8 protein-coding genes are annotated in these 13,777 nt (G+C 62.9%); 5 read left to right on the top strand and 3 right to left on the bottom strand.

Going from position 1 to position 13,777, the window contains the following annotated elements; translation table 11 throughout:
- Positions 1-142: 142 nt before the first annotated feature.
- Positions 143-3,079, bottom strand: coding sequence for a bifunctional [glutamate--ammonia ligase]-adenylyl-L-tyrosine phosphorylase/[glutamate--ammonia-ligase] adenylyltransferase (gene glnE, locus ABIE20_RS12370; RefSeq protein WP_429505341.1), 2,937 nt, complete (start codon positions 3,077-3,079; stop codon positions 143-145).
- Positions 3,080-3,462: 383 nt separating this feature from the next.
- On the opposite strand from glnE, the gene aceE reads away from it, so the two are divergent.
- The 5 genes from aceE to ABIE20_RS12395 all read left to right on the top strand — a co-directional run bounded on the left by aceE (position 3,463) and on the right by ABIE20_RS12395 (position 12,140).
- Positions 3,463-6,108: a pyruvate dehydrogenase (acetyl-transferring), homodimeric type gene (aceE, locus tag ABIE20_RS12375; protein WP_045199161.1), complete on the top strand. Its 2,646-nt coding sequence runs from the start codon at positions 3,463-3,465 to the stop codon at positions 6,106-6,108.
- Between the two features lie 13 nt (positions 6,109-6,121).
- Positions 6,122-7,753, top strand: coding sequence for a dihydrolipoyllysine-residue acetyltransferase (gene aceF / locus ABIE20_RS12380; RefSeq protein WP_429505342.1), 1,632 nt, complete (start codon positions 6,122-6,124; stop codon positions 7,751-7,753).
- Positions 7,754-8,048: 295 nt separating this feature from the next.
- Positions 8,049-10,742: a putative bifunctional diguanylate cyclase/phosphodiesterase gene (locus ABIE20_RS12385; RefSeq protein ID WP_429505343.1), complete on the top strand. Its 2,694-nt coding sequence runs from the start codon at positions 8,049-8,051 to the stop codon at positions 10,740-10,742.
- An 87-nt stretch (positions 10,743-10,829) separates the two neighbouring features.
- On the top strand, positions 10,830-11,498 hold the full coding sequence (msrA, locus tag ABIE20_RS12390; protein ID WP_429505344.1) for a peptide-methionine (S)-S-oxide reductase MsrA: 669 nt from the start codon (positions 10,830-10,832) through the stop codon (positions 11,496-11,498).
- 9 nt (positions 11,499-11,507) lie between these two features.
- The gene (locus ABIE20_RS12395; RefSeq protein WP_401293382.1) at positions 11,508-12,140 is read left to right on the top strand and encodes a glutathione S-transferase; all 633 of its coding nucleotides are present in this window, start codon (positions 11,508-11,510) and stop codon (positions 12,138-12,140) included.
- Here the strand turns inward: ABIE20_RS12395 and ABIE20_RS12400 are convergent.
- Both ABIE20_RS12400 and creD read right to left on the bottom strand, forming a co-directional pair.
- Positions 12,133-12,381: a hypothetical protein gene (locus tag ABIE20_RS12400; protein ID WP_401293380.1), complete on the bottom strand. Its 249-nt coding sequence runs from the start codon at positions 12,379-12,381 to the stop codon at positions 12,133-12,135. The two genes, ABIE20_RS12395 and ABIE20_RS12400, sit on opposite strands and share 8 nt — an antisense overlap.
- Positions 12,378-13,712, bottom strand: coding sequence for a cell envelope integrity protein CreD (gene creD / locus ABIE20_RS12405; RefSeq protein ID WP_429505345.1), 1,335 nt, complete (start codon positions 13,710-13,712; stop codon positions 12,378-12,380). The genes ABIE20_RS12400 and creD overlap by 4 nt, the downstream gene beginning before the upstream one ends.
- Between the last annotated feature and the right edge of the window lie 65 nt (positions 13,713-13,777).

Genomic DNA, 13,777 nt, shown 5'->3' on the forward strand with positions numbered 1-13,777 from the left:
CGATCAGGGAGGCTGCAAACTGTCCGCGAACAGCCTGGCCTCCCCTCTTTATATTCAGGCTATATGTCGACCAGTGTACGCCACTCGGGCTGTACTGTGGTCGTGGCAGGCGTCCTGGTGCCTGAACCGCCTGGCCGATGGCTCAACTCAAACCCAGCTGCGACCAGATCCGCCGCACCTCCTGGCGCTCCTGGACGAACTGCCCGGCATCGATCACCCCGGCCTGCTTTTGCAGGGCCTGGCGGTGCGCGGCGGAGCGGAACGCCTTGTACACCTCGCGCAGCAGCACGGCATCGCTGGCGGGCATCAGCCCGGCCTGCTCAAGCTCTTCGAGGATGCGGATATTGTCGGTCCAGCGCAGCAGTGCCGGATGGTCGTGAGACCAGGCCAAAGCGGCGTATTGCACCATAAATTCGATATCGACGATACCACCGGCATCCTGCTTGATATCGAAGGGCACGCCGGCCTCGAAAGCATTGGCCGCGGTTCCGGCGGCGCTGACCTTGGTGCCGAGGTTGTCGCGCATCTTGGCGCGCATCTCGCTGACTTCGGCCTGCAGCTTGGGCAGGTCGCGGGCCTGGCCGAGGATGCGTGCACGCACCGCCTCGAACGCCGTGCCCACCTGCGGGCAACCGACCAGCACCCGGGCGCGGACCAGGGCCTGATGCTCCCAGGTCCAGGCTTCGTTCTGCTGGTAACGCTCGAAAGCGCCCAGGGAACTGACCAACAGGCCTGAAGCGCCCGAAGGCCGCAGGCGCATGTCCACGTCGTAGAGCTGCCCGGAGTTGGTCTGGGTAGTCAGCAGGTGAATGATGCGCTGGCCCAGGCGGGTGAAGAACTGCGCGCTGTCGATGGGCTTGGCGCCATCGGTTTCGGCCTGCGGGTCGCCGTCGTGGATGAACACCAGGTCCAGGTCCGAGCCGTGGCCCAGCTCGATGCCACCGACCTTGCCGTAGCCGACAATAATGAAGCCCGGGTCGCACAGGCTGCCGTCGCTGCGCTTGGGCTGACCATGACGGCTTACGGTCTGGCGCCAGGCCAGGGCCAGCACCTGGTTGAGGATGGCTTCGGCCAGCCAGGTCAGGTAGTCGCTGACCTTCATCAACGGCAGGTTGCCGGCGATTTCCGAGGCGGCGACCCGCAGGCTGTGGGCCAGCTTGAAATGGCGCAGGGCTTCCATTTGTTGCTCGAGATCGTCCTCGGGGATACGCGTCAGCCGCTCACGCAGCTCGGCGGCCAGTTCCGGGGCCTGCGGCGGGCTGAACAGGCGGCCTTCATTAAGCAGTTCATCGAGCAGCAGCGGGAAGCGGGTGATCTGTTCGGCGATCCACGGGCTGGCGGCGCACAGGGTCAGCAGGCGGCGCAGGGCACCGGGGTTTTCGGTGAGCAGCACCAGGTAAGCCGAACGCCGGGCCACAGCCTCGACCAGCGGCAGCACCCGCTCCAGCACCAGGTCCGGGTCGGCGTGCTCCACCGCCTGGGCCAGCAAACGCGGAATAAAGGCATCGAGGCGTTCACGCCCCAGGCGCTGCATGGCCCGCAACTGCGGGCTGACGCGCAGGCCGGCGAGCTGCTTGAGGGCTTTTTGCGGGTCGGCGAAACCGGCGTCCTGCAACTGACGGCAGGCGGCCTCTTCATTCTGGGCTTCTTCCCACAGCGGCAGCCATTCGCCACCGACGATCACTTCACCCTCTTCATTCTCGTCTTCGTCCGGGTCGGCAATCACCTGGCGAAAGTGCCAGTCGATCCGCCCACGCCAGTGCATCAGCTGGGCGTGAAAGCTCTGCCAGTCGGCAAAGCCGAGCATGAAGGCGATGCGCGCGCGGTCCAGCTCATCGTCCGGGAGCATCTGGGTCTGGCGGTCGGCAATCGCCTGGATCGCGTGCTCGGTGTAACGCAGAAATTCATAACCTTCGCGCAGCTCGGCGATCACCGCCGGCGGCAGGTAACCCTGGCCTTCAAGGGTCGACAGCACCTTGAGCAAGGGCCGCTGCTGCAGGCTCAGGTCACGCCCGCCATGAATCAGCTGGAAAGCCTGGGCGATAAACTCGACTTCGCGGATGCCGCCGGCCCCCAGCTTGATGTTCTCGGCCATGCCTTTGCGCCGCACTTCCTGCTGGATCAGCTGCTTCATGGTGCGCAGCGCTTCGATCGCCGAGAAGTCCAGGTAACGCCGGTAAACGAAGGGCCGCAGCATATCCAGCAACTGCGCACCGGCGACCTGGTCGCCGGCCACCACTCGCGCCTTGATCATCGCGTAGCGTTCCCAGTCGCGGCCCTGGTCCTGGTAGTACTGTTCCAGGGCATTGAAGCTGAGCACCAGGGCGCCGGCCGAACCGTAAGGGCGCAGGCGCATGTCGACGCGGAAAACAAAACCGTCGACGGTGATCGGGTCGAGTGCCTTGATCAAACGCTGGCCCAGGCGAGTGAAGAACTCCTGGTTATCCAGCGAGCGCTTGACCCCTTCGGTCTCGCCACCTTCGGGGAAGGCGAAGATCAGGTCGATGTCCGACGACAGGTTCAGCTCCACCGCGCCGAGCTTGCCCATGCCCAGCACCACCATGTGCTGCGGCTGGCCGCTGCGATGGCCGATCGGCGTGCCGAATTGCTGGCAGTGGCGCGGGTACAGCCAGTTGTAGGCCTGGTCTATACAGGCGTCGGCAAGGTCGGACAGGTCACGGCAGGTCTGCACCAGGTCGGCCTGGCGGGTCAGGTCGCGCCAGATGATCCGCACTTGCTGGCGGCTGCGCTGGCGGCGCAGGTTGCGCGCCAGCTCGTCCTCGCTCTCGGCCGCCTGGCTGGCGGCAGCGATCTGCGCGCACAACTGGCCCGCCGTAAAAGCCCGGTCGAGCTCACCACTGGCGGCCAGATCGACCAGCATCGCCGGGTCGCGCAGCACTTGTTCAAGAACGAAATCACTGGCCGCGCTCACCCGGGCGAACTGCGCCCAGCGTTCAGCGTTCCAGTCGTCAACAGACAGTTCAGGGTGCAGGGCAACAGCCGCACGAAACGATTGCTCGTTACGGCTGACCAAGGCAGTGAGGGTGGCCGGCAGTTCGGCCAGCAAAGGCAGGCTCATGGTCTATCCTTGATCGGCGAGATTGGGTTGGCAGCGAGCGGACTGGGGAACCCTGACCACGGTTGGACTGTCGTACAAAAGTTAGAAATAGCTGTAAAAACTGATTTTCTGGCAGAAACCATCGCAGCAAACCTTTTCTTAACTTGTTTTTAACCACCGGTATCGATTTTTCCCACAACCCGAACAGCGGCCACGAGCCATTTTTGTGTAGTTTTACTACTGCCCGATCACTTCAAAAGCATGAAATGGTGATTCATTTGTAGTAAAACTACACAACGCCGGTACACTCTCCGGTAATCCAAGAATTTTATGTCGTCTGCCCAAAAGGCCAGTCGCAAACTCAGGCAACCGATTCTGGAAGCCTTTCCGCCCTGGAGCAAGCCATGCAAGACCTCGATCCCGTCGAAACCCAGGAATGGCTGGACGCCCTGGAGTCGGTTCTCGACAAAGAAGGCGAAGACCGCGCTCACTACCTGATGACCCGTATGGGCGAGCTGGCCACCCGTAGTGGCTCTCAGCTGCCATATGCCATCACCACGCCATACCGCAACACCATCCCCGTTACCCACGAAGCACGCATGCCTGGCGACCTGTTCATGGAACGCCGCATTCGCTCGTTGGTCCGTTGGAACGCACTGGCCATGGTGATGCGCACCAACCTGAAAGACTCGGACCTGGGCGGCCACATTTCGAGCTTCGCCTCCAGTGCCACCCTGTACGACATCGGCTTCAACTACTTCTTCCAGGCTCCGACCGAAGAACACGGCGGCGACCTGATCTTCTTCCAGGGCCACGCCTCGCCTGGCGTCTACGCCCGCGCCTTCATGGAAGGCCGCATCAGCGAAGACCAGATGAACAACTTCCGCCAGGAAGTCGATGGCAAGGGCCTGTCTTCGTACCCGCACCCATGGCTGATGCCTGACTTCTGGCAGTTCCCGACCGTTTCCATGGGTCTGGGCCCGATCCAGGCGATCTACCAGGCACGCTTCATGAAGTACCTGGAAAGCCGCGGCTACATCCCAGCAGGCAAGCAGAAAGTCTGGTGCTTCATGGGCGACGGCGAGTGCGACGAGCCGGAATCCCTGGGCGCAATCTCGCTGGCTGGCCGCGAGAAGCTCGACAACCTGATCTTCGTCATCAACTGCAACCTGCAGCGCCTCGACGGCCCGGTTCGCGGCAACGGCAAGATCATCCAGGAACTCGAAGGCGTGTTCCGTGGCGGTGGCTGGAACGTCAACAAAGTGGTCTGGGGCCGTTTCTGGGACCCACTGCTGGCCAAGGACGTCGACGGTATCCTGCAGCGTCGCATGGACGAAGTCATCGACGGCGAGTACCAGAACTACAAGGCCAAGGACGGCGCATTCGTCCGTGAGCACTTCTTCAACACCCCAGAACTCAAGGCCATGGTCGCCGACCTGTCCGACGACGAGATCTGGAAGCTCAACCGTGGCGGCCACGACCCGTACAAGGTCTATGCGGCCTACCACCAGGCGGTCAACCACAAAGAGCAGCCGACCGTCATCCTGGCCAAGACCATCAAGGGTTACGGCACCGGTGCTGGCGAAGCCAAGAACACCGCGCACAACACCAAGAAGGTCGACGTCGACAGCCTGCGTCACTTCCGCGATCGTTTCGACATCCCGGTCAAGGACGAAGAGCTGGAAAACCTGCCGTTCTTCAAGCCTGAAGAAGGCAGCGCCGAGGCCCGTTACCTGGCCGAGCGCCGCAGCGCCCTGGGTGGCTTCGTGCCGCAGCGCCGCGCCAAGAGCTTCAGCATCCCGACGCCACCACTGGAAACCCTGAAGGCGATCCTCGACGGCTCGGGCGACCGTGAAATCTCCACCACCATGGCCTTCGTGCGGATCCTCGCGCAACTGGTCAAGGACAAGGAAATCGGCCAGCGCATCGTCCCGATCATCCCGGACGAAGCCCGTACCTTCGGTATGGAAGGCATGTTCCGCCAGCTGGGCATCTACTCGTCCGTCGGCCAGCTCTACGAGCCAGTCGATAAAGACCAGGTGATGTTCTACCGCGAAGACAAGAAGGGCCAGATCCTCGAAGAAGGCATCAACGAAGCGGGCGCCATGTCCTCCTTCATCGCTGCCGGTACTTCGTACTCGAACCACAACCAGCCGATGCTGCCGTTCTACATCTTCTACTCGATGTTCGGCTTCCAGCGTATCGGCGACCTGGCCTGGGCCGCTGGCGACAGCCGTACCCGTGGCTTCCTGATCGGCGGTACCGCCGGCCGTACCACCCTCAACGGTGAAGGCCTGCAGCACGAAGACGGTCACAGCCACATGCTGGCCGCGACCATCCCGAACTGCCGCACCTATGATCCGACCTACGGCTACGAGCTGGCGGTGATCATCCAGGACGGCATGAAGAAGATGACCGAAGAGCAACAGGACGTCTTCTACTACATCACCGTGATGAACGAGTCCTACCAGCAGCCAGCCATCCCGGCCGGTGTCGAGGAAGGCATCATCAAGGGCATGTACCTGCTCGAGGAAGACACCCGCGAAGCGGCGCATCACGTTCAGTTGCTGGGCTCCGGCACCATCCTGCGTGAAGTTCGCGAAGCGGCGAAGATCCTGCGTGAAGAGTTCAACGTTGGCGCCGACGTCTGGAGCGTTACCAGCTTCAACGAACTGCGTCGCGACGGCCTGGCCGTAGAGCGCAGCAACCGCCTCAAGCCTGGTCAGAAACCTCAGGTTACCTACGTCGAAGAGTGCCTGGCTGGCCGTAAGGGCCCGGTCATTGCCTCCACCGACTACATGAAGCTGTTCGCCGAACAGATTCGCCAGTGGGTTCCGAGCAAAGAGTTCAAAGTCCTGGGTACCGATGGCTTCGGTCGCAGCGACAGCCGCAAGAAGCTGCGTCACTTCTTCGAAGTCGACCGTCACTTCGTGGTGCTGGCTGCCCTGGAAGCCTTGGCTGACCGTGGCGATATCGAACCGAAGGTCGTGGCTGAAGCCATCACCAAGTTCGGCATCGACCCGGACAAACGCAACCCACTGGACTGCTGAGGAGTATTTTTAAGTGAGCGAACTCATTCGCGTACCTGACATCGGCAGCGGTGAAGGTGAAGTCATCGAGCTGTTCGTCAAAGTTGGCGACCGTATCGAAGCCGACCAGAGCATCCTGACCCTGGAATCGGACAAGGCGAGCATGGAAATCCCTGCTCCCAAGGCCGGCGTGGTCAAGAGCCTGAAGGTCAAGCTGGGCGACCGCCTGAAAGAAGGCGACGAACTGCTGGAGCTGGAAGTCGAGGGCGCCGCTGCTGCGGCCCCTGCGGCTGCCGCCCCTGCCGCAGCGCCTGCTGCCGAAGAAAAACCTGCTGCTGCCCAGGCCCCTGCGGCCCCGGCCGCGGCACCGGCTGCCGCAACTGTCCAGGACATTCATGTTCCGGACATCGGCTCCTCGGGCAAGGCCAAGATCATCGAGCTGCTGGTCAAGGTTGGCGACACTGTCGAAGCCGACCAGTCGCTGATCACCCTGGAATCCGACAAAGCCTCGATGGAAATCCCGTCGCCGGCTGCCGGCGTGGTGGAAAGCATCGGCGTCAAGCTTGAAGACGAAGTCGGCACTGGCGACTTCATCCTCAAGCTCAAAGTCCAGGGCGCTGCCGCCCCGGCGCCAGCGCCTGCCGCTGCTGCCCCGGCCGCCAAGGCTGAAGCCGCACCTGCTGCTGCACCTGCTCCGGCTGCCAAAGCCGAGGCCGCACCGGCGCCTGCCGCAGCCCCTGCGCCAAGCGGTGCCAAGGTTCACGCCGGCCCTGCCGTGCGTCAGCTGGCCCGTGAGTTCGGCGTCGAGCTGAGCGCGGTTGCCGCCAGCGGCCCGCACGGTCGTGTGCTCAAGGAAGACGTACAGGTTTACGTCAAGGCCATGATGCAGAAGGCCAAGGAAGCTCCAGCCGCCGGTGCAACCGGTGGTGCAGGCATCCCGCCGATCCCGGAAGTCGATTTCAGCCGTTTCGGCGAAACCGAAGAAGTGCCGATGACCCGCCTGATGCAGATGGGTGCTACCAACCTGCATCGCAGCTGGCTGAACGTGCCGCACGTTACCCAGTTCGACAGCGCCGACATCACCGAGCTGGAAGCCTTCCGCGTTGCGCAGAAAGCCGTTGCAGAAAAGGCCGGCGTCAAGCTGACCGTACTGCCGCTGCTGCTCAAGGCCTGTGCTCACCTGCTCAAGGAACTGCCGGACTTCAATAGCTCGCTGGCACCTAGCGGCAAGGCGATCATCCGCAAGAAGTACGTCAACGTCGGCTTCGCGGTTGATACCCCGGACGGCCTGCTGGTCCCTGTGATCAAAAACGTCGACCAGAAGAGCCTGCTGCAACTGGCTGGCGAAGCGGCGGCCCTGGCAGAAAAAGCCCGGACCAAGAAGCTTTCGGCCGACGACATGCAAGGCGCCTGCTTCACCATTTCCAGCCTCGGCCATATTGGCGGTACCGGCTTCACGCCGATCGTCAACGCGCCGGAAGTGGCGATCCTCGGTGTCTCCAAGGCAACCATCCAGCCAGTCTGGGACGGCAAAGCCTTCCAGCCGAAGCTGATGCTGCCGCTGTCGCTGTCCTACGATCACCGTGTGATCAACGGCGCCGCTGCCGCGCGCTTCACCAAGCGCCTGGGCGATCTGCTGACCGACATCCGCACCATGCTGTTGTAATTGCTGTTTCCTGTCTCCCCTGCCGGGGAGACAGGCTCCCTTTTCGAGCTGCCACGCTCGTACCTCAACCCCGTCATTTTGGCGGGGCTTTTTTTATCTGAAGATCACCCAGCAAGAGCGGGCCTGCTCCGCGATGCGCAGTGTCCGACTTAAGATTCCTACGCCAATGCCGACACAGTTAGTACGGAGGTCTCTGTATCGCTTGTCAGCCTCAAGCGCATGATGCAACCTTGCCGACACGCGTAGTAGCAGATTGCTCTATTTGCGCGAACAGCCTTCTTGAAGCGAGCTCTCGATGAAAAGCCAACCTGATGCCGCCAGCCGTATGGTGGCCGAGGTCGTGACGCAGTTGCCCGTGCCCTCGCGGCTCGGGATGCTGCGTTTCGAGCGGCTGAACGAGGCGAGCTGGGCGCTGCTCTATCTGGATCCTGGGTGTGAACGGCAATTTGGCCTGGCCGCCGTCGAACTCTGCGCCCTGGTCGGTTCGCCCTACGCGAGCCTGATGGAACCCGAAGCGCGCTACAAACTGCACGATGCCATCCAGCTGCAACTGGCCCAGCGCCCGCATTACCTGGTGCGCTACACCCTGCACACCGGCCAAGGCCCGCTGCACCTGCTGGAGCTGGGCGAAGCCTACAAGCAGCACAACCGCCAGCTGTTGCGCGGGTACCTGATGGTCCTCGACAGCCAGCCGGGGGATACCCCGGACCTGTCGGCCGCCGACCTCGAGACCCGCAACAGCCGGCTGCAGATCGCCCTGCAGCTCAACCAGCGCGCCCAGCAGGAACAGCTCGAGCACCTGGAGCGGGTGCGCGCCCAGCAGGATCTGATCCTGCACCTGGCCCGCCATCGCTACAGCGCCAGCAACTCGCTGCTCGAAGCCGCCGAGCTGATCACCCGCAGTGCCTGCGAAATCTACAAGATCGACTGCGCGAGCATCTGGTACCTGGAAGACCAGCAACTGCAGCCGATTTCGGCGTTCTACCGTTCGACCCAGGAATACCGCCTGCCCGAGCCGATCGATGCCAGCCGCTTTCCCGACTACCTCGAAGCCCTGCACACCAGCCGCGCCATCGACGCCCACAACGCCACCCACGACCCGCGCACCCGCGACATGGCCGAGAGCCTGCGCCCGCGCGACATCAATGCCATGCTCGATGCCAGTATCCGCATCGATGGCCAGGTGGTCGGGGTGCTGTGCCTGGAACAGACCGGCTCGGCGCGGGCCTGGCAAACCGATGAGATCGCCTTTGCCGGCGAGCTGGCCGATCAGTTCGCCCAGGTCATCAACAACCACAACCGGCGCACCGCAACCAACGCCCTGCACCTGTTCCAGCGCGCCGTCGAGCAAAGCGCCAACGCCTTTTTGCTGGTCAACCGCGACGGCGTGGTCGAGTACGTCAACCCAAGCTTTACCGCCATCACCCAGTACAGCACCGAAGAAGTCCACGGCCACCGCCTTTCGGAGCTGCCGGCGCTGGAAAACCTGAGCGAGCTGCTGTTCGACGCACCGTCGAGCCTGGCCATGGGCAACAGCTGGCAGGGCGAGTTCAAGAGCCGGCGCAAGAACCTTGAGCCCTACTGGGGCCAGCTGTCGATTTCCAAGGTGTTCGGCGACAACCGCGAACTGACCCACTACATCGGCATCTACGAAGACATCACCCAGAGCAAGCTGGCCCAACAGCGCATCGAGCGCCTGGCCTACACCGACAACCTGACCAGCCTGGGCAACCGCCCGGCGTTCATCCGCAACCTCGACGAGCGCTTCGCCCGCGACAGCGACAGCCCGATCAGCCTGCTGCTGGTGGACATCGACAACTTCAAACGGATCAACGACAGCCTCGGCCACCAGACCGGCGACAAGTTGCTGATCAGCCTCGCCCGGCGCCTGCGCAACAGCCTGAGCCCCGGCGGCAGCCTGGCGCGCTTTGCCAGTAACGAATTCGCCGTACTGCTCGAAGACACCGACCTTGAAAGCGGCCAGCAGGTGGCCCAGCAACTGCTGCGCACCCTCGACAAGCCGATGTTCGTCGACAACCAGCTGATCAACGTCACCGGCTCCGTGGGCCTGGCCTGCGCGCCGCTGCACGGGCGCGACCCGCAGACGCTGATGAAGAACGCAGGCCTTGCCCTGCACAAGGCCAAGGCCAACGGCAAGCACCAGGTCCAGGTGTTCACCGAAGCGCTCAATGCCGAGGCCAGCTACAAGCTGTTCGTCGAGAACAACCTGCGCCGCGCCCTGACCCAGAACGAGCTGGACGTGTTCTACCAGCCCAAGCTGTGCCTGCGCAGCGGCCGCCTGCTGGGCCTGGAAGCGCTGCTGCGCTGGAACCATCCAGAAAAAGGCATGATCCGCCCCGACCAGTTCATCAGCGTCGCCGAAGAAACCGGGCTGATCATCCCTATCGGCAAGTGGATCGCCCGCCAGGCCTGCCGCATGAGCCAGACGCTGCGCATGGAGGGCCTGGGCAACCTGCAGGTGGCGATCAACCTCTCGCCCAAGCAGTTTTCCGACCCGGACCTGGTCGCCTCGATCGCCAATATCCTCAAGGAAGAAGCCCTGCCCCCGCACCTGCTGGAGCTTGAGCTGACCGAAGGCCTGCTGCTGGAAGCCACCGAAGACACCCACCGCCAGCTCGACCAGCTCAAGCAACTGGGGCTGACCCTGGCCATGGACGACTTCGGCACCGGCTATTCGTCGCTGAGTTACCTGAAGAAATTCCCGATCGACATCATCAAGATCGATCGCAGCTTCATCCACGAAATCCCCGACAACCAGGACGATATGGAAATCACCTCGGCGGTGGTGGCCATGGCTCACAACCTCAAGCTCAAGGTGGTGGCCGAAGGCATCGAGACCGCCGAACAGCTGGCCTTCCTGCGTCGCCACCGCTGCGATGTCGGCCAGGGCTACCTGTTCGACCGGCCGATTCCGGGCAGCGAGCTGATCACCAAGCTCAAACGCTATCCGCGTGGCCCTATCGCCTGACAGCGGCGTTTGTCTCGGGCAATATAGGTTCATTCGGGCCCCTTCGCGGGGCCAGCCTTGCCTACCCCAATCAGCAGAGGAACGATCATGGTCCTGCGCTCGGAGATTCTGGTGAACAAAAACGTCCTGCCCACTGCCGAACAGGCCCTGCCTGGCCGCGAAACGCCGATGACCCTGCCCGAGAAGCATTTTGTCTTCAAGGACACCCCGCTGCTCGGCCCGTTCTTCGAAGGCGCCATCGACTTCGCAATCTTCGGCCTGGGCTGCTTCTGGGGTGCCGAACGGCGCTTCTGGCAGCGTGAAGGCGTGGTCAGCACCGTGGTCGGCTATGCCGGCGGCTTTACCCCCAACCCGACCTACGAAGAAGTCTGCTCGGGCCTGACCGGCCACACCGAAGTGGTGCTGGTGGTGTTCGACAAAGACAAGGTCAGCTACAAAGAGCTGCTGGCGATGTTCTGGGAACTGCACAACCCGACCCAGGGCATGCGCCAGGGCAACGACATCGGCACCCAGTACCGCTCGGTGATCTACTGCACCAGCCCCCAGCAACTGGACGAGGCACTGGCCAGCAAGCAGGCCTACCAGGCCGAGCTGACCAAGGCCGGTTTCGGCGAGATCACCACCGAGATCGACCAGGCGCCGACCGTTTATTTTGCCGAGGCCTACCACCAGCAGTACCTGGCCAAGAACCCCGACGGCTACTGCGGCATCGGCGGTACCGGTGTCTGCCTGCCACCGAGCCTGCAAGGCAACTGAGGGATCGACATGTCCGCACCGAGCATGACCCTGTTCCATTCGCCGGCCTCGCCGTTCGTGCGCAAGGTCCTGGTAGTGCTGCACGAAACCGGGCAAACCGACCGCGTGGCGCTGCAGACCGTCAACCTCACCCCGGTCGACCCGGTGGCTGAGCTCAACCAGGGCAACCCGGCCGGCAAGATCCCGGCCCTGCGCCTGGCTGACGGCAGCGTGCTGCACGACAGCCGGGTGATCTGCGAATACCTCGACCTGCAGCATGTCGGCAACCCGCTGATCCCCCGTGACGGCTGGCCGCGCTGGCATCGCCTGACCCTGGCATCGCTGGCCGATGCGATCATGGATGCCGCGGTGCTGACCCGTTACGAGACCTTCCTGCGGCCCAAGGACAAACAATGGGACAGCTGGATCGAGGCGCAACAGGACAAGATCCGTCGTGGCCTGAGCAACCTTGAGCAGCAGCATTTCGCCGACCTTGCCTCGGGCTTCGACATCGCCGCCATCGGCGTGGCCTGTGCCCTGGGTTACCTCGACCTGCGCTTCCCCGACTTCGGCTGGCGTGAGCAACAGCCGCAGCTGGCGGGGTGGTATGCGCAGGTATGCCTGCGTGAGTCGATGCGCGCGACTGACCCTTCCGTTAGCTGAGATTGCCCGGGGCGGCCTTGCCGCCCATCGCCGGCAAGGCCGGCTCCCACAGTGCATCGGTGTACCGCTGACTGTGTGGGAGCTGGCTTTGCCAGCGATGCAGGCGCCGCGCATTGTCCGACACAACCGCGATCTCATCCCCGGCCAGGCCGGCGCCGACAATCACCTCTGCGGTCCACAGGCCGGCGATGTGGGTCGCCAGCACTGCCCCCAATACCCTCTCCTCGCGCAAGCCGCTCACGACAGCTTCACCTGGCCAACCCCATACCAGTCCAGGCGACGGGTCAGGACCATGAACACACCCAGCAGCGCGAACAGCAGCAGCGAACCCATCAGCAAGGCGTAATCCTCAGCCGTCAGCAGGCCGTAGAGCATGCCGTAGAGCATCGCCAGCCCCAGGGCAAAGCTCATTCCGCGAAACACGCTGTGCAGCACGTGGCACAGGTAGAAGCCGATCAGCAACACACAGCCGCTCGCCGACAAGGCATAGGCCATGGCAAAGCCCAGGTGTTCGGACATCGACAACAACAGCAGGTAGAAGAACGCCAGGGCCACGCCCACCAGGCCGTACTGGATCGGGTGCACGCTCAGGCCCTTGAGCACTTCGAAGAGGAAGAAGCCGGCAAAGGTCAGGGCGATGAACAGCAGCGCATATTTGATTGCCCGCTCGCTCTTGAGGTACTGGTCCACCGGGTCGATGAAGCTGACCCCGAAAGCGCGACCGTTGAAGGCATTGCACTTGTCATTGACTACGCACTGGGTCAGGGCATCTTCGAGGTTGGTGGAGAAGAACGAGGTTTGCCAGCGCGCCGAGAAACCACCGGCATCGATCTTGCGGCTGACCGGCAGGTAGTTGCCGTCAAAGCTCGGATGCGGCCAGTTGGCGGCCATGGCCACGCTGGTGCTACGCCCTACCGGCAACACCTGCAGCTGTTCGGTGCCTTGCAGGCTGAGGTCGAAGGCATAGTTGAGCACGCTCGCGACCTTGCCATCGACACCGGGCAACAGCGCGTGCACACCACCACTCATCCAGCCCAGCTTGGTGCCGGCGGCAAAGTCCAGGCGCTGGTCGTTGAGCTGCAGCTGCAGGCCTTTTTCGATGCCGCGGATGTCGCTGATACCGACGACCAGGAAAGCCGGTTCGAAGCGGTAATCTTCGAAGTCCTCGGTAATACCCCAGTTGGCCGGGATCTCGAAATGGCCATTGATGTGGCTATTGGCGTGGAACAGGCGCGCTTCGTAGATACCGCGCGAACGCAGCTCGGTGTCGATGCTGGCATTGAGATCGAAGGTTTCCGGGAGGAAATACAGGTGGCCATTGACCTGGCTGATTTCCTGGAAGCTCTTGCCCTCTTCGGTCTTCCAGCGCCGTTCAATCTTGCGGTACGGCACCACCAGCATCGGCCCGGTAATCTGCTGGGCGAAGCTTGAGCTTTCGGCAATGTCGCGGACCACGCGATCACGCTGGTACTGACGGTCCTGGATCAAGCCGCCGATCATGAACAACGGGATCAGCAGCAACACGATCAGAAAGCCGATCACGGCCAGTTTGTAACTCAGTTTGCGGTGCATGGACAGGACTCCGGTTTCGATGGGCAGAGTCTGCGCAAACGAAATGGAGCCCTTGCGGACTTATG

The sequence above is a fragment of the Pseudomonas sp. 2835 genome (assembly GCF_050435905.1).
Taxonomy (GTDB): Bacteria; Pseudomonadota; Gammaproteobacteria; order Pseudomonadales; family Pseudomonadaceae; genus Aquipseudomonas.